The 18,681-nt window shown below is 67.6% G+C and carries 23 protein-coding genes; 11 read left to right on the top strand and 12 right to left on the bottom strand.

Annotated features, from left to right (window positions below):
- Positions 1-77: 77 nt before the first annotated feature.
- Both BLT23_RS19235 and BLT23_RS19230 read right to left on the bottom strand, forming a co-directional pair.
- The gene (locus tag BLT23_RS19235; protein ID WP_218133794.1) at positions 78-698 is read right to left on the bottom strand and encodes a hypothetical protein; all 621 of its coding nucleotides are present in this window, start codon (positions 696-698) and stop codon (positions 78-80) included.
- Between the two features lie 216 nt (positions 699-914).
- Positions 915-2,039 (bottom strand): helix-turn-helix domain-containing protein, encoded by a 1,125-nt coding sequence (locus BLT23_RS19230; protein ID WP_143035978.1) that lies wholly within the window; start codon positions 2,037-2,039, stop codon positions 915-917.
- Positions 2,040-2,381: 342 nt separating this feature from the next.
- Between BLT23_RS19230 and BLT23_RS19225 the strand changes: the two genes are divergently transcribed.
- Positions 2,382-2,675, top strand: coding sequence for a barstar family protein (locus BLT23_RS19225; protein WP_090051140.1), 294 nt, complete (start codon positions 2,382-2,384; stop codon positions 2,673-2,675).
- A gap of 85 nt (positions 2,676-2,760) precedes the next feature.
- Here the strand turns inward: BLT23_RS19225 and BLT23_RS40810 are convergent, their stop codons facing one another.
- The 4 genes from BLT23_RS40810 to BLT23_RS19210 form a co-directional block, all read right to left on the bottom strand.
- Positions 2,761-2,937 carry a hypothetical protein gene (locus BLT23_RS40810; protein ID WP_176946815.1) on the bottom strand — a complete coding sequence of 59 codons (177 nt, stop codon included), beginning with the start codon at positions 2,935-2,937 and terminating at the stop codon, positions 2,761-2,763.
- A gap of 148 nt (positions 2,938-3,085) precedes the next feature.
- A complete protein-coding gene (locus tag BLT23_RS40060; RefSeq protein WP_143035976.1) occupies positions 3,086-3,358 on the bottom strand; it encodes an AMED_5909 family protein in 273 nt (90 codons plus the stop codon).
- On the bottom strand, positions 3,355-3,660 hold the full coding sequence (locus BLT23_RS19215; RefSeq protein ID WP_090051139.1) for a hypothetical protein: 306 nt from the start codon (positions 3,658-3,660) through the stop codon (positions 3,355-3,357). The genes BLT23_RS40060 and BLT23_RS19215 overlap by 4 nt, the downstream gene beginning before the upstream one ends.
- A gap of 3 nt (positions 3,661-3,663) precedes the next feature.
- Positions 3,664-4,086 carry a hypothetical protein gene (locus tag BLT23_RS19210; protein WP_090051138.1) on the bottom strand — a complete coding sequence of 141 codons (423 nt, stop codon included), beginning with the start codon at positions 4,084-4,086 and terminating at the stop codon, positions 3,664-3,666.
- Positions 4,087-4,279: 193 nt separating this feature from the next.
- Here BLT23_RS19210 and BLT23_RS19205 point away from each other — a divergent pair, with 193 nt between their 5' ends.
- From BLT23_RS19205 to BLT23_RS19195, 4 genes are all read left to right on the top strand, one after another.
- Positions 4,280-5,164 (top strand): DUF5919 domain-containing protein, encoded by an 885-nt coding sequence (locus BLT23_RS19205; RefSeq protein WP_090051137.1) that lies wholly within the window; start codon positions 4,280-4,282, stop codon positions 5,162-5,164.
- Entirely contained in the window at positions 5,164-5,970 is an 807-nt protein-coding gene (locus BLT23_RS19200) for an inositol monophosphatase family protein (RefSeq protein WP_090051136.1), read from the top strand. Before BLT23_RS19205 ends, BLT23_RS19200 begins: the two co-directional genes overlap by 1 nt.
- A 90-nt stretch (positions 5,971-6,060) precedes the next feature.
- Positions 6,061-6,720: an Rv1352/Rv1906c domain-containing protein gene (locus BLT23_RS40055; protein ID WP_143035975.1), complete on the top strand. Its 660-nt coding sequence runs from the start codon at positions 6,061-6,063 to the stop codon at positions 6,718-6,720.
- Positions 6,721-7,540: 820 nt separating this feature from the next.
- Positions 7,541-8,302, top strand: coding sequence for an acyltransferase (locus tag BLT23_RS19195; RefSeq protein WP_090051135.1), 762 nt, complete (start codon positions 7,541-7,543; stop codon positions 8,300-8,302).
- A gap of 35 nt (positions 8,303-8,337) precedes the next feature.
- On the opposite strand, the gene BLT23_RS19190 is transcribed toward BLT23_RS19195, so the two are convergent.
- From BLT23_RS19190 to BLT23_RS19175, 4 genes are read right to left on the bottom strand one after another with little or no spacing between them, the layout of a single operon-like run.
- Positions 8,338-9,585, bottom strand: coding sequence for a glycosyltransferase family 4 protein (locus BLT23_RS19190; RefSeq protein ID WP_090051134.1), 1,248 nt, complete (start codon positions 9,583-9,585; stop codon positions 8,338-8,340).
- Positions 9,586-9,589: 4 nt separating this feature from the next.
- Complete coding sequence (locus BLT23_RS19185) at positions 9,590-11,056, bottom strand: 1,4-alpha-glucan branching protein domain-containing protein (RefSeq protein ID WP_090051133.1); 1,467 nt, start codon at positions 11,054-11,056, stop codon at positions 9,590-9,592.
- On the bottom strand, positions 11,053-11,781 hold the full coding sequence (locus tag BLT23_RS19180) for a class I SAM-dependent methyltransferase (protein ID WP_245744033.1): 729 nt from the start codon (positions 11,779-11,781) through the stop codon (positions 11,053-11,055). The genes BLT23_RS19185 and BLT23_RS19180 overlap by 4 nt, the downstream gene beginning before the upstream one ends.
- A gap of 30 nt (positions 11,782-11,811) precedes the next feature.
- Positions 11,812-12,654 carry a DegV family protein gene (locus BLT23_RS19175; RefSeq protein ID WP_090051223.1) on the bottom strand — a complete coding sequence of 281 codons (843 nt, stop codon included), beginning with the start codon at positions 12,652-12,654 and terminating at the stop codon, positions 11,812-11,814.
- Positions 12,655-12,970: 316 nt separating this feature from the next.
- Here BLT23_RS19175 and BLT23_RS19170 point away from each other — a divergent pair, with 316 nt between their 5' ends.
- Genes BLT23_RS19170 through BLT23_RS19160 form a run of 3 tightly spaced genes read left to right on the top strand, consistent with a single transcriptional unit; the run spans position 12,971 to position 15,097 of the window.
- Positions 12,971-14,026, top strand: a complete 1,056-nt coding sequence (locus tag BLT23_RS19170; protein WP_090051132.1) for a coiled-coil domain-containing protein — start codon at positions 12,971-12,973, stop codon at positions 14,024-14,026.
- The gene (locus BLT23_RS19165) at positions 14,023-14,574 is read left to right on the top strand and encodes a hypothetical protein (protein ID WP_090051131.1); all 552 of its coding nucleotides are present in this window, start codon (positions 14,023-14,025) and stop codon (positions 14,572-14,574) included. Before BLT23_RS19170 ends, BLT23_RS19165 begins: the two co-directional genes overlap by 4 nt.
- Before the next feature lie 22 nt (positions 14,575-14,596).
- Positions 14,597-15,097, top strand: coding sequence for a hypothetical protein (locus tag BLT23_RS19160; protein WP_143035974.1), 501 nt, complete (start codon positions 14,597-14,599; stop codon positions 15,095-15,097).
- A gap of 47 nt (positions 15,098-15,144) precedes the next feature.
- On the opposite strand, the gene BLT23_RS40805 is transcribed toward BLT23_RS19160, so the two are convergent.
- Complete coding sequence (locus BLT23_RS40805; RefSeq protein WP_176946814.1) at positions 15,145-15,288, bottom strand: hypothetical protein; 144 nt, start codon at positions 15,286-15,288, stop codon at positions 15,145-15,147.
- A gap of 64 nt (positions 15,289-15,352) precedes the next feature.
- On the bottom strand, positions 15,353-16,195 hold the full coding sequence (locus tag BLT23_RS19155; protein WP_090051129.1) for a DegV family protein: 843 nt from the start codon (positions 16,193-16,195) through the stop codon (positions 15,353-15,355).
- A 215-nt stretch (positions 16,196-16,410) separates the two neighbouring features.
- On the opposite strand from BLT23_RS19155, the gene BLT23_RS19150 reads away from it, so the two are divergent.
- The 3 genes from BLT23_RS19150 to BLT23_RS19140 all read left to right on the top strand — a co-directional run bounded on the left by BLT23_RS19150 (position 16,411) and on the right by BLT23_RS19140 (position 18,644).
- Positions 16,411-17,193, top strand: coding sequence for an electron transfer flavoprotein subunit beta/FixA family protein (locus BLT23_RS19150; protein WP_090051128.1), 783 nt, complete (start codon positions 16,411-16,413; stop codon positions 17,191-17,193).
- 13 nt (positions 17,194-17,206) lie between these two features.
- Positions 17,207-18,160 carry an electron transfer flavoprotein subunit alpha/FixB family protein gene (locus BLT23_RS19145; RefSeq protein ID WP_090051127.1) on the top strand — a complete coding sequence of 318 codons (954 nt, stop codon included), beginning with the start codon at positions 17,207-17,209 and terminating at the stop codon, positions 18,158-18,160.
- A 154-nt stretch (positions 18,161-18,314) separates the two neighbouring features.
- Positions 18,315-18,644, top strand: coding sequence for a hypothetical protein (locus BLT23_RS19140; protein ID WP_090051126.1), 330 nt, complete (start codon positions 18,315-18,317; stop codon positions 18,642-18,644).
- Positions 18,645-18,681 lie beyond the last annotated feature (37 nt).

Raw genomic sequence — 18,681 nt, 5'->3', positions numbered from 1 at the left:
CGCACAACGGGGCGTTCGGGGCGGCTGACAGCTGGCCACCTGCGGTGGCTGCGGCTTGCGCCGCGCCGATCGCGTGGTCAGCCGATGTCTCGCACAGCCTTGACGTACGCAGGAGCGGCCAGACGGATTCGGTCTGCGGGGATGTCACCGGCGAGCGCCTCGATCGCGAGCTGCACGCCCGGTGTGGCTGCCCCGCCGAACTGTTCGTGGAGCAGTTCGACGCCTCGCCTCGTCACCTCGCCGACCAGGGGGTCTCGAACGAGGACGTGGAAGGCGTCCAAGACCTCTTGCTGCGGAACTCCCGCCATGAGACGGAACACGTCGCCGGCGTCCTTGTTGGTCAGCCTGTCCGGACTGAGCAGACGGTCGTGGATCTTGTGCACCTTGGCGACCAGCAACGCGGCCGGCCCCGCGACGTTCACCTCCATCGAGCGTCCGCTGCCGTCCAGTGCGGTGATCGTCATCGGTGAGCGGTCGACCACCGCGACCTCCAGACCGGTGACCCGGCGAGCCGTCATCTTGTCGTGAGGCTTGATGTCCGCGCTGCGCCTTCCTGTGCCTGCCAGTTGCTCGCCGACCAAGAGGTCCAGCTCGACGGGGACGAGTTTGTCTCCGACGAGTTCGTTTCGCGCCCAGAGACCTGGCTGGTGCGCTCTCAGGAGCTCGAAACCCGCTGCCTTGAGCTTCTCCTCGATCAAAGGTGCTTCGTCAAGGCTTCGTGGGTCCAGCCCGAGGTCGCCGTCCGAGGTGTGTGCCGCGCGTGATGGACGGGAGGTGATCCGTGAGAGCGGCCAGGCCGTCGAGGAGGACGGAGCGGGCGACCACGGTCAGGTCGGACGGAAGAACACCGTCCGGTGACTTGGACATCTGGTGGAGCTTTCTATCGGGAACACGCGGGATGAGGCGGAAGCTGGTCAGTCGCGATCGGACGGTCCGGGAAGTCGCCATTCGTGCTGGTGTTCGACCATGTGGTCCAGCACCTTCTCGCCCTCGGCCGGAAGTCGTCCCGGCCCGGCCAGGCTGTCCAGGACGAGTTGGCTCAGCGCCACGTGCGGCACCCCGCCGACGGTCCGGGTTCTGTCGAAGACCACGTCGTCGTGAGCGCGGAGAAGGAGGACGTTGCCACCGTCGGCACGCATCAGGCCGAGTCGGTTCGCCCACGCATCGGGACTGTGCGGTCCCGCTTCCACGTAGAGCATCAACTGACCGCCCGTTGCGTAAGGCGCGACCAGCCTCGCCGCGTAGTGGCCGGTCACGGTGATCTTTCCCAAGGCGTCGTCGTTCTGGAGTTGCTGCGCGAGATCGTCCAGGACGGCTGTTTCGCCGTTCAGCGCGATCGCGCTCACGTACGAGTTGTGTCGGAGCAGGTCGTAGGTGTTCGCCCGTGCACGCAGGATCTCGGGCCACTTGACGTCGACGATGGTTCGTTTCCGTCGCCGGATGAGCAACTGGTCCTCGAGCTGTCCGAGCAGCCGTGACACCCACGGGAGGCTCACGTTCGTCGCCGAGGCGATCTGGCTGGCCCGGTACGGAGGGCGGTGGTCGGCCAGGAAACGGATGACCCGACCGGCCCGGACCCCCGACAGGGTGACGGTGCGCGACTCCGATGGTGCCCTCGGGGACTTCGCGGCTCCGCGGGTCTCGATCCGGACTGACGGGTGTTCGATGGAGATCGAGACGTTCCCGGTCAGGTCCAGGTAGCTGATGCCGTGCTTGTGCAGGACCTGTTGAGCCTGCGCGTTGATCCACGGAGAGATCACCAGCAGGCTCTGAGCCGCACGGGCCTGACGCAGGATGGTCCCGATCTGCCGGAGTTGGGTATCGGCGTACTGCGGGGTGACCGTCGTCTGCGCGATCACGAGGAGCTCCGCGAACCGTTGCTGATCGGGCGGAGTCAGTTGGACGCGGCTGTCGGCCACGGCGTCCCCGGCAGTGCCGTCTTCGGCTTCCGGGAACTCCTGTACCTGCCAGCCTGGCCCCAGAAGTTCTCGCAGGGAGTCGAGTGCCTGGCGGAGCAACTCGGACGACGAGATGTTCATGGCGCCCACCCCGCTGCTACTCCGTTTGGAGTAAAGTACAGCAAAACTTGCCTCAGGTCTGAACTTGCCCGACGAGGCAAGTTGCTGTTTGGGGCAAGTTTGCCTCATTCGCCGACTTGCCTAGGCGAGGCAAGTTCGTGTTTCAGGCAAGTTCGACCGGGCGTGGTGGCGCCCTTCCGATGCTGTGCTCAGGCCGGCGCCGGGCTGATCAAGGGCGCCTTCGGCGTCGCTTCGCGATGGGCAGAGCCCGCCCTGGCCAGCGCCCTTGGCAGGCGATGTGCAGGTCGTTGGCAGAGCGAAACTGGCGCGACTGACGGAACGGCGTGTTGCATCATCGCCTGCATGGCCGTCGTCGAACTGGATGGATCGCATCTGCGCAGCGAAGCGGATGTGCACCGGGAGCTTGCTCGTCTGCTCGATTTCGGCCCCTTCTACGGGCACAACCTCGACGCCTTGTGGGACCGGCTCACGACCGACGTCCCGAGGCCCGTTCACCTCGTCTGGCTGCACGCCGAAGCGTCGCGGACGGCGATCGGGCCGTCCCTTGACCGAGTCCTGAAACTCCTCGACGACGTGGTCGCGTGGGACGAACGACTTGACTTGGACGGTGGGCGGTTCACCTACGAACTTGCGTGAGCCGTGTCGTTGCCCCTGAACGGCTGGCGGCGCGCGCTAACTTGCCTCTTAAGATCAGGTCGCGGTACCGCAGCTGCACAGACCATCAGTCGCGCGCATACCTCCGACAGCCGGTTCCGAGTTTGATCAGGTTGGACGCCACGTCCGCCACGTCGAGCGTGGCAATGAACTCGTTGAACTGCTCAGCGGGCATGATCGTCACCTCAGACTGAGCTCGGACTTCGTTTGCTGCGTTCGCGGTAGCTTCCTCGACGATCGACAAGGTGGGGGTCAACCTCCAGCCGACGATTGTCGGTACGCAGTCATCGGATGACGCTGTGACCCCTCAAGCAGGCCGCCTATCGCAAGGCAAGCCCACCCTCGCATGGTCTGGAAACAGGTCACGCGGCGGGGCAACAGCTCTGAACTTGTTACAGGCCAAGGGTTTCTATCGTAGAACCGTCCAGTTCCCGCGCTCTCCGCGCCTCGCGGTCGGCCCAGTACAGCGCTTCGTGGTGGTGACCCCGATCGATCTCGGCCACCCGCCGGTAAATTTCCGCGCTCCTCTCGTGGAACCGCTTGACCTCCGCCAGTTCGGCACCCTTGCGCGGTATCAGCCGAGGCAGCACCTCATGCGCCTCCGACAAGGAGGCGATCTTCTGGGCCTGAGCCCACGTAGCTTCACGACGCCCGGCCACGGTCACGTCAACCTCCCTGCTCCGGTCTCGCCGTAGGCGTCACTGTTCCGGGACAACAGCCGTTCCCGTGTCTCCGCCTGGTGGTCGAACATCTCAGCGGCGTGCAGCGCAGCCGCCTTGGCCCACCAGGGCGTCTCCGCGTGACCGGCCAACCGCCGCCAGCACCACGCCACCTCTCGATAGGCGGGAGCGATCCGGGCAGCCGCGTCCGGATCGTCCGCACTCGCGTAGCGGTTCGCCTCATCGGCAGCTGTGAACCGCTGATAAGCCTTCTGCCACTGCTCACCCAACGCCTGAAGATCGGCCACGGCTTACGCCGCCTTGGAGGCGTCAGGCGCGGCGTTGCCCTGCGGCTTCGCGCCACGGTTCGCGTTCGGCGGAGCCACCATCTCGTCCGCCCACACCGTGTAGCTCACCCAGCCGTCCCGCACGTATGGCGCGACCTTGAGGCCACGGAACACCGCCGGACGGAACGGCGTGCCGGGCAGCACCTCCGGCGGAACCGGCTGGTACTCCGACGCGATCTTGACGACCTGCCCGGTGTTCTTGCCCTTCGCGGACGGGTCCGTGCCCTGGACCGTCCAGACGGGAAGGCCGGTCAGCTTGTCCCCGGCCGGACGGGGCTGCTTGCCCTCCGAGTACTCCGTCGCCCGCTCCACGCTCAGCACGAAGAACCCCGACGGGAACAACTCGTCGAACGTGATCGGGGACTGATGGCCAGCGGGGATACCCATGCGGTTCTCCTTCGGTAGGGCTGCTCAGTTGCGGCTCGGTGCCACTTCTTGAACCTGCCCAACTAGATTCGGCACCGATTCGTCCCATCCGCGTTCCGTCCCGATCTCGTCTGACGCGCCGAGCACTCAGATAGTCTCGTCTTGGTCTCATGAGGTGCTACGTTGAGGTGAACTCGCACCACTGGAAGAGGTCATGGCGACCGAATCGACGCTGTTGAGAGTGCTGCTACGGCAGCGACACATGCAGGGTTACATGACATTCCGCAAGGAATACGACCGCGTCGCGAAGCAGCTCGATGGCGATCTTGTGGGTCGGTGGCCGAGCAAGGCGCAGTTCTACCGATGGATGTCCGGCGACCTGTTGGGCCTGCCGTATGCGGACCACTGCCGTGTCCTGGAGAGGATGTTTCCGGGCTGGACCGCGCAGCAGCTCCTGGCGCCCCATGAGGGCGACGGCGAAAGCCTCGTGACTCCGCCGCAGCGTTCGGCCAGCAACGCTCCCGCCCCGCGTCCAGTGCAGTTGCCGCAGCAGGCGGGACTCGCTGACGTTACGGCCGTCTATGCGACGCGGACCGAGTTCCTGCACAACGTCACTCCGCGGACTTTGTTCGACGGCGCGAAGCAGATCGACATGGCCGGCCTGTCGCTCAACATGTTGTGTCAGCAGTACTCGGACAAGATCCTGTTGGACGCGATCGAGGCTGGCACGGTCATTCGGGCGCTGTTCCTCGACCCGAACGGGACTTACAGCGCTGCCCGCGAGCGCGAGGAAGGGTTGCCGGAGGGACACCTCAGCACTCTCACGCGGTTGAACATCGAGGCTCTTCGCCGGGTGGGCTCGAAGGTGTCGCCGAACGCTCAGGGATCACTCGGCATCCATGTCTACGACGAGCCGATCCGCTACAACATCACGATCATTGACCAGGTCAAGTGCGTGGTGCAGCCGTACCTGCCGGACGCGCGGGGCGTCGAGTCACCCACGCTGGTCATCGAGAAGGACGAGACCATGCCTGGTCTCTACACGACGTTCGCTCAGGTCTTCGAGTCCATGTGGGACCGCGCGCGGGAGGTTGCTTGATGTACCAGCTCGACCACCTGGCGGATGTAGCCAGGAAGGCTGTCCGCATCGGTCATGAGCTGATCAGGACAGGCCGCCCGGAAACGGTCACAGAGAAGGCCGACCGCGACACTTTCACCGACGTGGACGTGAGAATCGAACACGAGATTCGTAAGTACCTTGCCGAGGCTACGCCGGATATCGATTTCGTTGGCGAAGAAGAAGGCCGTAGCGGTTCGGGGGCTGAAGGCGCTTGTATATGGGGTCTCGATCCCATAGACGGCACCGCGAACTTCGTCCATGGAATACCGCTATGTGGAATTTCTTTGGTTCTGATGCGTGGCGGTCGCGCCCTAGTCGCGGCGGTTTCCTTGCCGTACTTTGATCTACACTACTCTGCGGTCGTCGGAAACGGCGCTTTCGTCAATGGTAAAAAGATGTCGGTGAGCGAGACAACTGAGTTGTCAAAATCGATCGTGGCTATGGGGGACTATGCGATTGGTAAGGACGCTTCGAAGAAGAATCGTGAGCGAATCAAGCTTACTGCGAAACTTGCGGCGCAGGTCGAGCGTGTCCGCATGTTCGGATCCGCTGCGCATGATCTGGTCTGGCTGGCTGAGGGGCGTGTAGACGCTGCGATCGTTCTTTCGAACAATACCTTGGATCTCGCGGCGGGAATTTTGATTGCGCGTGAGTCGGGGGCCTTGGTGATGGATAGCACTGGTGCGACGCACAACATCAACTCTCCGGATACTGTTGCGGTCGCTCCGGGAATTTCGGATCAACTTCTCTCGCTTGTGCAGTCGACCTCCTCCTTGCTTGATTAGCTGAACTTCGGTTGTGTTGAGCGTCGTACTGCGGACTCCTGTAACAAGCGACATCGTGGATGCGATCTGCTTGGAAACTAAGGAGTGCAGATGAAGCGGCAGGCTTTTGGGGTGTTGGTGTGTGCGGGTGGTCTTCTGGTGGCGTGTTCTTCATCGCCTGCCGCTATGGACGTGCAGGCACCTTCGTCGCCTGCGGCGACGACCACGGTTGCTGCAATGGTCACCACGACAACTACGGTGCAGCCTTCTACGCCAGAGCAAGAGTTTGACGCACGCGCTATTAAGGAAGGCTGGGCGACTCCCGGCGACTTTCGCAGTTCGGGGGGCGAGTACAGTGGCCCGGCGAGTTATGTGAAGCATATCTGCAAGGAATTCGACGGCCCAGAGGAGGTCTCAGGGCTCAGTCATGGTGAAAGAATGGAAATCGAATGGAAAAATGAAAAACCAATCTTTGAGTCAGGTGTTCCGATCTTCTGTCCGCAGCACGTTCCGCTGCTTGAAGATGCCGTCAATGGAGCGGTTAAGCGTGGATATTCTGGCGGATCATTCTTTGTTCCGGAGGACATTAAGCCGGGTCGGTATCGCGTTTCCGGGATCATTGAAAACTGCTACTGGGAACGAACTGCTCGCGATGGGTCTATAATCGATAACCAGTTTGTGACAGCTGCGAGGGAGCTAGAAGTCGTGGTTTCGCCGTCTGATGGCGCATTCACTACCCGTGGCTGTGGGACCTGGAGGATGGTTAGCTAAGACTGCGTTCGACCGTTGGATCACGAGTGTGGACTGATCCTTCATCTGGTGCTGCGATGACGAGACGATCGAAGCTGTAGTCGGCGATGTCAAGTACCAGCGCGAAACGCGAAGTTGTCCTTTTGTGTAGCTGTCGAATAGGCTTTATAGGATCAAGGCGCGCCGCCGCCGACCGCGCATCCCAAGAAGCCGGGGCCGCCTCACCGCGGCATCAGTCGTGAACGCGCAGCATACAGACGCTGACTCCTCCCACGGGGCCAGATCGTTAACGCCATGCCGCCGGTATCAAGAGCGCCTACGGCGTCGCTACGCGATGGGCCAAGACCCACCCGTGCCGCCGCCGACACGGTGCTGACTGCGGCCAGGGCCGAGGGAGCGGGGGCGAGTAGCCACCGCCTCACCAAGGCCAGTAACTCGACTGCAGGAGCGCCGACGATGAAGACGCCGCCACCACGCTCCCGCCGGACAGTTCGCCCTCTGGGGCCTGTACGAGCTTGAGGCGGAGGCTGTCCGTTCTATGAACCGCCGGACCCAGGTCACCAAGCAGGCGACCGCCGAGCCAGTTCACCTGACGCCGTCGTTCCGTGCCGCCGCCAGCCTCGCCCGACCTTCGTCGAGCCGTCCGTGCCATGCCAGTACGGCCCCTCGGTCCGCACGAGTGAGCGGGCACGAGGGAGCACTATGATCAACTTCGAGGCCGTCTCCAGGCCGTCTGAGGTTCAGAACGGACCGGATCGGACCGGACGCGACAAGTGGCAAACTAGCAGGTCAGACCGAGGGCTGGTCGATCCCGCCGCAGGTCGAAAGCTAGAGTTCTCACATGACTTCGATGTGGGGCGCACCTGTCTGGACTCGCTGGCGCAGGTCGCGCCGGGACCCGATGCAGGCGCGTTTTCTCACGATGGCGTCGTTGCGCTGGGTCCTGCGCCACCGCGCCTACACCCCCTGGTACCTGGTGCGGTACTGGCGGCTGCTGAAGTTCCGGCTGCTCAACCCGCACGTGGTGCTGCGCGGCATGGTGTTCTTCGGCAAGCGGGTCGACGTGATGGCCCGGCCGGGGTACGGGCGGCTGGAGATCGGGCGGTGGGTGCACATCGGGGACGGCAACGCCATCCGGTGTCACGAGGGGTCGTTGCGGATCGGCGACAAGGTCGTGTTCGGGAAGGACAACACGGTCAACTGCTACCTCGACGTCGAGATCGGCGCGTCGAGTCTGGTGGCGGACTGGGTCTACATCTGCGACTTCGACCACAAGACCGAGGACATCACCCTGCCGATCAAGGACCAGGGGATCGTGAAGTCGCCGGTGCGGATCGGGCCGGACTGCTGGCTCGGGACGAAGGTGACGGTGTTGCGCGGGACTCGGGTCGGGCGGGGGTGTGTGCTGGGGGCGCACGCCGTTGTCCGGGGGGACGTGCCGGACTTCAAGATCGCGGTCGGCATGCCGGCCAGGGTGGTGCGGGACCGGCGGGCCGACTACGAGGCGGACGCCCAGCGGCGGGCCGATATCGCGGACATGGCCCGCAAGGCCAAGGAGGCTTTGGCCCGGCGGACCGAGGAAGCGTCCGACGCCTCGGCGTGAGGCGTCCGAACGCCGGGTGTCCGGAAAGCGGAGTGTCAGGTGAAGAGGTTGCCGGTGGCGATCTTCGGGCGGCCCAGCACGCGTGGGGGGCGTACTCGGGCTGCCGCGTAGACGGTGGCGGTGTCCTCGGCGATCGTCGACCAGTTGAAGTCGGACGCCAGGCGGGCCTTGGCGGCGTGGGCGCGGGTGGCGGCTGACGTGGGGTCGGAGAGGACGTCGCGGACGGCTCTGGTCAGGCCGTCCACGTCGCCGGGGGCGAACGACAGGCCCGTCTCGCCGTCCAGGACCACCTCGCCGAGTCCTCCCGCGGTCGAGGCGACCAGCGGGGTTCCGGCCGCGGCTGCTTCCAGGGCGACGATGCCGAACGGTTCGTAGCGGGACGGGAGGACGACGGCGTTCGCCGCGGTCAGGAGTGCTGCGAGCGTTCGGTCGGAGAGGTGGCCGACGAACTCCACTGCGCGCAGGACGCGGTGCTTGCGGGCTTGGTCGCGAAGCCATTCGGTCTGCGAGCCGCCGCCCGCCACGACCACGCGGGTGCCGCGGTGGGTGCGGCGGATGCGGGGGAGGGCGGCGATCAGGTCCTGGATGCCCTTCTCCCACTCGATCCTGCCGAAGAACAGCAGCAGCGGGTCGCCGTGCGGGGAGTAGGTGCGGCGGGCCTTGGCGACGTCGGCGGGGCGCACTTTCCAGCCGCCCGGCTCGATGCCGTTGTGCAGCACGGAGACGTCGGCGGTGTCCACGTCGAACAGGTGCGCCACCTCGCCGCGCATCGCGGACGAGCAGGTGATCAGGGAGTCGGCGCGGTTCGCGAGCCACCACTCGACGGAGTGGACCTGCTGGTTGAGCGGGTGGGACAGCCAGCCGGAGTGGCGGCCTGCCTCGGTGGCGTGGACGGTCGCCACCAGCGGCACGCCGAACGCCTCGGCGAGGGCGACGGCCGGGTGGGCGACGAGCCAGTCGTGGGCGTGCACGACGTCGGGGCGCCACGAGCCGAGCGCCAGTCCGGCGCGGGTCATCGCGTGGCCCATCGCGAGGGTCCACGCCAGGAGGTCCTTCTCGAACACGAAGTGCGCGGGGTCCTCGGCCACGCGGACCAGGCGCACGCCTTCGCTGACCACGTCGGTGGTCGGGTGCGTGACCGCGTCGGTGCCGGAGGGCTGCCGGCACAGCACCACGACGTCGTGCCCCTGCGCGGCCAGCTGTGTCGCGAGCGCGTGGACGTGCCTGCCCAGCCCGCCGACCACCACCGGCGGGTACTCCCACGACAACATCAGCACGCGCATCCCGTTACCTCATTCCTCGCGCGTCCAGGTGGCCGAACGGGCCGTCTGCCGCGCGGAGTTCCGCCGCTCTCGCACGTCCTCGACCGCCGCGCGCCAAAGCGGCGAGCTCGCTGAAGCGGTCGCTGTGAATCTTCGCGCGGTACCGGGCGTAGTCGGCCGCCGAGTCCTTGGTGACCATGAACGCCCAGTCGCTCGACAGCGCCAGCATCGCCTCGCGCACCGCCTGGTCGAGCACCGGGTCCCGCACGTCCGACGAGAAGTCGAGGCCCAGCAGCTCCTGCTGCACCGACGCGTTCAGCGACACGATGTCCGCCACCTGCGCCCCGTCCCAGACCCGCCAGTCCTTGCCGCTGCCCCACGACGACGCGGGCAGCTCGACCGGCGTGCCCACGTGACCGGCTTCGACGGCGCCGCGCAGGGTCGTGACGCGCACACCGGCTTCCGGCAGCGCGCGCAGCACCTGTTCCAGCCACATCGGACCTTCGTGCCACCAGTGTCCGTACAGCTCGGTGTCGTAGGCGGCCACGACGAGACCACCGTCGATCGCGCGCAACCGCCGCACGACCGTCTCGACGAAGTCCTCCACGTGCCGGGAGATCGCTTCACGTGCGAGCTGCGGTTCGTATGGGCGCTTGTCCTCCGGTGCGACGCCCTTGCCCGTCACGCGCGACGGCTTGAGGCCCGTCGGGTGGTCGAAGGTGTGAAAATCCCGGTAGGCCGCGTCGCCGGGGTAGCCGACCTTCGGCGACCACACCCGGTACGAGACTTCGAGGTCGCGGCCGAACGCGAGCACGTCCGACGATCCCACGGGACGCGCCGCCGAGGTGTCGCCGTGCAGGGCGGGGCCGTCCACCATGAACCGCCGCACGCCCGCCGCCGCGTAGCCCTCCTCCATGCCGGGCGAGTAGCCGCACTCGGGTGCCCAGATGCCTTCCGGCGCACGGCCGATCCGCAGCGCGGTGTCGTCCAGACCGGTCCGCAGCGCGAACGACCGCACCCGCGGGTCCAGCAGCGGCTGGAACGGATGCGTCGCCGGTCCGCCGAGCAGCTCGATCGTCGAGGAGTCCACAAGGGACCGCAGGATCGGCGAGAACCCGTGCCGCCAGTGCGTCTCGAACTGCTCCAGCGCCCACGACGACGCGCGGTGCTCGTAGGAGGCCAGCTCGGGCAGCCGCCGTGCCGCGTAGTGGGAGCGCAGGTGCCAGTTGCCGAGCCAGTCGTGCGCGCCGCGCAGGCTGTACGGGTCGTCGAGCTGGGCGGCCAGCACCGGCGTGACGCCGAGCGTCAGCACGTCGGTGCGGCCCTCGTCGGCGAAGCGGCGCAGCATGTCCACGACGGGCAGGTACGAGTGCGCCCACGCCTGGTAGAGCCACTCCTCGCCGACCGGCCACGTGCCGTGGTGCGCGAGCCAGGGCAGGTGGCTGTGCAGGACCAGGCAGAACGTGCCCTCGGTGGTGGTGCGGCCGGTCATGTGCGCACCGCCACGGCCACCAGGTCCAGGGACGTGTCCATGTCGTCGGGCGTGATGTCGAAGTCCTGCACCGTCACCGACTCCACCGCCTCCTTCAGCTCGGCCGGCCACGGCGCGCCGGACAGGGCGACCTCGACCTGTGCGTCGATGATCTGTCCGTTCAGGAGCGTGTCAAGCCTTCGGCCGTGCCGCAGCCCCGTCAGTTCGTCAACGCGGAAACCAGCCTCGCGCAGCATCTCGTCCAGTTCGGACGGTGCGAGCTCCCTGGTGTGGAACGGGTTGAGCGGCGTGTCCTGACCCGGCGAGAACGTGAGCCTGTTCGGCGTCGTCACGATGAGCGTCCCGCCGGGACGCAGCACGCGCCGGCACTCCGCGAGGAACCCCTCCTGGTCCCACAGGTGCTCGATGACCTGCAGGTTCGCCACCACGTCCACGCTCTCGTCGCGCAACGGCAGCATCGCGAGGTTCCCGCGCAGCACGTCCAGTTGCGGGTAGGTGCTCGCCACGTGCTGTGACGTCAGCTCGTCGTAGTCGAGCGCGATCACCCGCCGCGCGACCGTGCGGATCAGCTGGGCGCCGTAGCCCTCGCCGCACCCGGCCTCCAGCACGACGGCGTCCGCACAGTGGCCGATGAGGTGTAGATATGCGGCCTCGTGGCGCCTGAACCAATAATTCTCTTCCGCGATGCCGGGCACCGTGCGTTCGCCGGTCAGGGGGAGGGTCACGCCCGCCAGGTTACTTGTCAGTAGTGCAGGTCAGTACGGCGAGACCGTCACGGTGAGGGCCCCCGGGCCGATGTTCGCTCCCAACGCCGCGCTGACCTGCGTCAGGACGACGTCGCGGGCGTGCGGGATCCGCTTGCGCAGCATCTCGAGGAGCTGGTGGCCGTCCTGCTCGGCGGCGAAGTGCTCCACCGCGAGGTCGACGTCGCGCCCGTAGGCGAGCGCCACGGCCCGGTCGACGAGCTTCGCCAGCGCCCTGTCCTTGCCGAACGCCTTGTCGACCGGCGTGATGACCCCCTGCGAGACGGTGAGCAGGGGCTTGACCGACAGGGTGTCGCCGAGCAGCTTCGCCGTCGCGCTGACCCGGCCCGCCTTGCGCAGGTAGTGCAGCGTGTCGACGTAGATGAGCACGGTCGACGCGCGGCTGCGCTCCTCGGCGATGCTGCGCGCGTTCTCGGCGGTGCCGCCGGACTGCGCGATCCGCGCCGCGGCGACCGCGGCGAACCCGAGCGTCATGCCGGCGGACTGCGTGTCGACGACGAACACCGGCACGCGCGACCTGGCGGCGGCCTGCTTCGCCGCCTCCGCCGCGGGGGAGAGCCGCTCCGTCACGTGCAGGGACACGATCGTCTCCGCGCCCCTGGCCCATGCGTCCTGGTAGGCCCAGAAGAACGCGTCGGGGGCGGGGGGCTGCGGCTCGACCGGGACCTGCTCCTGCATCGCGGCGACCAGCCGGTCCGTGCGCACCGTGCCGTCGTCCAGGAGATCCGGCCCGATCTTGAGCTGCATCGGGACCGTGATGATGCCGAACCTCTCGGCCAGGCGCGCGGGGAGCGAAGCGGTCGAGTCGGTGACGACGGCTACTCGTGAGGGCACGAACGACAAGGTTAACGAAGCGTGATGAGACTAGCCACCAACGATCGAAGGCAATAAGCGTGACCTATGGCTGAGTCGTCGCTTTCCGTGCACAACGAACGCACGGAGTGAGTTCGTCGGAAAGTCGCCGAACTTGACACCATCGGGTGACTGACCGTTGTTTGAGTTTGATCTACGGGCATGTTGTTTCCGCTGCAAGGAGTGGTTTCCGGACGCGGCCTCGCGAACCGTTTCGCCCATTGTCGACGCTGCTCATCGGCGCTGGTCGTGGGTAAGCTCCGCACAATCTTCTGCCTGGTTGAACGAGTAGGTGACCATGGGTGCAAAAGAGCAAGAACTGGTTCCGCTGCACACCGGATTCGACGTCGTGTACCGGGGTTTTCACCGGCGTCAGGTCATCGAGCACATCGAGAATCTCGAGGAGCAGCTGCGCTTCACGAGCCTCGACCGGGCGGAGGCGCTCGCGCAGGCGGCCGACCTGCGCAAGATCCTGGAGATGACGCGCGGCGACCTGGAGGAGGCGCGCACCAGGATCGAGCGGCTGGAGACGACGTCGGGCTCGCACGCGAGCGCCACCGAGCGGATGCACCGCATGCTGCGGCTCGCCGAGGACGAGACCGCGGAGATGCGCCAGCAGACCGAACGGGAGTGCGCCGATCTCCGCGCCCGCGCCGAGGTCGAGGTCGCGGAGCTGCGCGCCGAGGCCGAACGGGACGTGGCCGCGCTGCGGGCGGAGGCCGCCGCCGAGCTCGAAGCGGCCCGCCGGGAGTGCGCGTCGCGTGCCGCGGCGATGGAGCGTCAGGAGGTCGAGGTGGAGCGCCGCCACGCCGAGCTGGAGGCGCGGCAACGCGAACGCGCCGACGAGGTCGAGCGCGAGTGCGCGGCGGCGGTCGCGCGGGCCCAGGCCGACGCCGACCGGTTGCTGAGCGAGGCCGCGCTGCGGTGCGACTCGCTGGAGGCCGCCTCCGAACGCAAGTGCGCCAAGACCCAGCAGTTCTTCGAGCTGACCATGACCCGGCGCCGCCGGGAGGCCGCGCTACACCTGCGGGAGCAGGAGGAGCTGGCGAAGGCCCGCGCGGAGTTCGTGGTGAAGGTGGCCTGCCGCGAGGCGAGCCGCCGGCTGGCCGAGGTGGCCGAACGGACGGGCGAGCTGCACGAGCTGCACCGCACCGTCCACACGCAACTCGATGCGGCCAGGGCGGCGTTGACGGCCGCCGCGGACCGCGTCACCCCGGTGCACGTCCCGGAACAGGTCACCGCCGAACAGGTCGGCACCGAGCAGATCGCCACCGAGAAGATCAGCACCGAGAGGATCGGCACCGAGCAGATCACCGCGGAGCAGGTGCCCGCGGAACAGGTGGCGGCCTCGTGAAGCTGTGGGTGCCGTTGGCCATCGGCGCACTGGTGGTGCCCGCCGCACTGACGGCGTTCGGCTTCTCGTTGTACGGCCAGGAACTGCAAACAGCGTTGTCGGCGTCCACCGAGTCGGCGGTGGTCGAAAGTCTGATGCCGGTGCGCGACGGCGCCGGACGGCCGCACGTGCAACCCGTGGCGGTCCCCGTGCTGCCGGCACACCTGGCGCAGCAGGCGGTGCACGACCTGTTCTCGTCGCACCACGTCAAGGGCGTCACGTTCGCGCCGGGCACCGCGACGCTGGTCGGCAGGGGCGAGGCCGTGCGGCACGCGCTGGCGGGTTTGCTGCGCACCACCACCGGCTCGGTGACGCTGGTGGCGCACGCGTGGGACGGCGAGACGGTGTCGCACCGCTGCGACGCCCTCGCGGGCGAGAGGGCGGGGCTGCTGCGGCAGTACCTGACCGAGCAGGGCGTGCGGGGCGAGATCACGACCCGCGTCGTCGTGGACCCCGTCTGGGGCCCGCCAACGGACTTCGGACCTCAGATCGACGTCCTGATCAGCTAGACGTCAGCTAGGAGCCTGGGCAATGGCAGGGGCAGTCGGGATCGTGTTCGGGCTGTGCGTGCTGTCCTTCACCCTCGGGGCAGCGATGATGTACGTGCTGGTGCGGCGCCGTGAGGACGCCGTGCCCGAGGCGGACGCTCCGGTGGAGCGCACGTGGGTGGAGCGGCCGGTGGTCGTGGAGCCGGTGGACGACGACTACGACACGCGCCCGATCCACCGCAACCCGGTGGTGGGGCTGCCCCGGCTGGAGCCCGCGCTGGCGGCGCTCGCGGAGCCGGCGGTGACGCCGGTGGGGGACGAGGACGGCGAAGCGGAACCGGTGAGCGACGCGGAGCCGGAACCGGTTGCGGCACAGGAGCAGGAGCCCGAAGCGCACGGCTCGGAAGCGGCGGACGTCCCCGAGTTGCCGTCGCCCGCCGAACCGCAGCCCGCGGAGCAGACGACCAGCGTGGAACGCGAGGACTTCCGCCGCCGCTACCTGCGTACGTTCGACGAGGTGCGCCGCAAGGCGGACACCAACTGACGCGGTGCCGGTCAGCCCCGGCTCACGGGCCGAGGCTGACGGGGCGGTCAGCGCTTGCGGAACTTGCGGAGCAGCTGTTCGGCCTGGGCGCGCCTGCGCGGGTCCTGGGCCATCTGCCGTGCCTTCGTCTGCAGCTTCTGGCCCTGCGGGCTGCGCAGGAACCTGGTGATCTTGTCCATGAACGAGGCCATCGGTCCTCCAGGTGTCCGTTACGTCCTTTTCAACGGACGCAACCGCCTCCGGAGTTCCCGGCGGTCAGACCGGCGAAACGGTGATGCCCAGCGCGCCCGGTCCGACGTGCGCGCCGATGGCCGAGCTCACCGGCGTGAGCATGAACTGGCGGACGTTCGGCAGGCCGCGCCTGAGCTTGCGCAGCAGGCGGTTCGCCTTCTCCTCGGCGTCGAAGTGCTCGACGGCGACGTCGACGGCACCGGTGCCCGCGCGCTTGATCGCGATCTCCAGCATCCGGTTGAGCGCGCGGTCGGCGCCCATCACCCTGTCCAGCGGGGTGATCTGGCCGTCGGTCATGGTCAGGAGCGGCTTCATCGACAGCACGCCACCCACGAGGGCCGTCGCGGCACCGATGCGCCCGCCGCGGCGCAGGTACTCCAGCGTGTCCACGTAGATCAGCTCGGTCGACCTGTCGAAGCGGTCCTGGGCGGTCGCGAGCACGCGGTCGGCGTTGCCGCCCGCCTCCGCCACCTTCGCGGCGGCCTGCACGGCGTAGCCGATGCTCATGCCGCACGTGTGGGTGTCGACGACGTGCACGGGGATCCGGACCTTCTCGGCGGCCGTGCGGGCGGCCTCCACGGTCTGCGACTGCCGGCCGGAGATGTGGATGGACACGATCGAGCGAACGCCTTGCGCCGCCAGGTCGGAGTACGTCCAGTAGAACGCGCCGGGGTCGGGCGGGATCGTCGTCACGGGCACGTTCGCGCGCATGGCCGAGACGAGGTCGGGCACCGGGACGCGGGACTCGTCGTCGGTGTGGTCGCCGATCCGCACCTGGATCTGGACCACCTCGACGCCGAGCCGGTCGGCCAGCTCGGCGGGGAGACAGGCCGTGGAGTCCGTCACGACAGCTACTCGACGGTACATGCGGCCGGAGCCTAGTCCCCCGAATGGCTTAGGTCTCAGTTGGTGGTGATGCCGGGTGAGAACTGTCACGCTAGCGGGGTGCTTGCTGGCGTTTGCAGGGGTGCTACTGGCGGGTAACATCCGGGTGATGGCAGGGTCGTGAACACCCGGCGACGCGGTTCTGAAGTCCTCTGCGCAAGCGTCGCCGCCCGTCCGCAGGAGGTCGAAGAGGACCCATGAACATTGTTGTCCTGGTCAAGCAGGTGCCTGACACCTGGTCCGAGCGCAAGCTCACCGACGCCGACCACACCCTTGACCGCGAGTCCGCGGATGCCGTGCTCGACGAGATCAACGAGCGCGCCGTCGAAGAGGCCCTGCAGCTGCAGGAGGCCCACGGCGGCGAGGTGACCGTGATCGCCATGGGTCCCGACCGCGCCACCGACGCCATCCGCAAGGCGCTGTCCATGGGTGCCGACAAGGCGATCCACGTGAGCGACGAGGCGCTGCACGGCTCCGACTCGCTGGCGACGGCGAAGGTCCTCGCGAAGGCGATCGGCACGGTCGAGAACGTCGACCTGGTCATCGCGGGCAACGAGGCGACCGACGGTCGTGGCGGTGCGGTTCCGGCGATCCTCGCCGAGCTGCTCGGCCTGCCGCAGGTCACCCAGCTGCGCAAGGTCACCGTCGAGGGCACCACGATCAAGGGTGAGCGCGAGACCGACGAGGGCGTCGCGTTCCTCGAGGCGTCGCTGCCCGCCGTGGTCTCCGTGACCGAGAAGATCAACGAGCCGCGTTACCCGTCCTTCAAGGGCATCATGGCCGCGAAGAAGAAGCCGGTCTCCACCCTCACGGTGGCGGACCTCGGCATCGACGCGTCCGAGGTCGGCCTCTCCGGTGCGTGGACCCAGGTGCTGGAGGCGGCCCCGAAGCCGCCGCGCACCGCCGGTCAGCGCGTCGAAGACGGTGGCGACGGCGGATCCAAGATCGCCGAGTACCTCGTCGGCCAGAAGCTCATCTGAGGGAGGGGAAGTCATGTCTGAAGTTCTCGTTCTGGTCGACCACGTCGACGGCGAGGTCAAGAAGGTCAGCTACGAGCTGCTGACGGCCGCGCGTCGCCTGGGCACCCCGGCCGCCGTGGTCGTGGGCGCTCCCGGCACCGCGTCGAAGATCCGCGAGTCGCTCGGCAGGTTCGGCGCCGCGAAGGTCTACGCCGTCGAGTCCGACGACGCCGCCGCCTTCCTGGTGACGCCGAAGGTCGACGCGCTCGCCGCGCTCGTCCCGAACGCGTCCGCGGTGCTCCTCTCCGCGACCACCGAGGGCAAGGAGGTCGCCGGCCGGCTGGCCGCGCGCATCGACTCCGGCTGGCTGGTCGACGTCGTGGACGTCGAGGCCGACGGCACCGGCGTGCAGTCGATCTTCGGTGGCGCGTTCGTCGTCAAGGCGAAGGTCAGCAAGGGCACCCCGGTCATCACCGTCCGCCCCGGCGGCGTCGAGGCCGAGGAGTCCGCGGCGGACGCCGTGCTGGACGAGTCGGTCACGATCTCCGTGGACGCCGCCAAGTCTGCCCGCGTCACCTCCCGCGAGGCCGTCGTCGGTGGCGACCGCCCGGAGCTGACCGAGGCGTCGGTCGTCGTCTCCGGTGGCCGCGGCGTCGGTTCGGCGGAGAAGTTCTCGGTCGTCGAGGACCTCGCCGACTCGCTCGGTGCCGCCGTCGGTGCCTCGCGCGCCGCCGTCGACTCCGGCTACTACCCGCACCAGTTCCAGGTGGGCCAGACCGGCAAGACGGTCTCGCCGCAGCTGTACGTGGCGCTGGGCATCTCCGGTGCCATCCAGCACCGCGCGGGCATGCAGACCTCGAAGACGATCGTCGCGGTCAACAAGGACCCCGAGGCCCCGATCTTCGAGATCGCCGACTTCGGTGTCGTGGGCGACCTGTTCAACGTCGCTCCGCAGCTGACCGACGAGGTCAAGAAGCGCAAGGGCTGAGCTTCCCGGCTCACCGACGGCCGTCCCGCCTTCCCGGCGGGGCGGCCGTTTCTTTTGTGTCCTATGTGTCCGGTTCGTGTTGCTAAACGTAGTCAGTGATCTGTCAGGCGTTTCGCGAACCATGTCCCCAACGACCCTGACCGAAGGAGTCTCCGTGGGACAGCTCAAGCGTGTTGCGTCGGCAGCGCTCGGCCTCGTGATGGCGGCCGGCTTCATGACCCTCGCCGCGGCACCGGCGTCCGCCGACCGGCCGTGCTCGTGGCGCCAGCAGAAGCTCTACTTCATGGGCGAGAAGGACGTGAACTTCGGCGGCGGTGGCGTCGTCACCCTGCTCAACTGCCACGCCACCAAGCGCAAGGCGACCATCGACGTCTCGCGCGGCTTCGACCCGGCCTGCAAGAACATCCCGTTCGGCGAGACGCGGACGTTCGAGTACAACCGCCTCAAGGGCATCGCGAAGTACAACAAGCCCAAGTGGTGCTGAGCTGACGCGGTGCGGCCCTTCCCGGCGGAGGGGCCGC

The organism is Lentzea fradiae (assembly GCF_900100955.1).
Lineage (GTDB): Bacteria > Actinomycetota > Actinomycetes > Mycobacteriales > Pseudonocardiaceae > Lentzea > Lentzea fradiae.
This window is presented reverse-complemented; position numbering and strand designations above follow the sequence as displayed.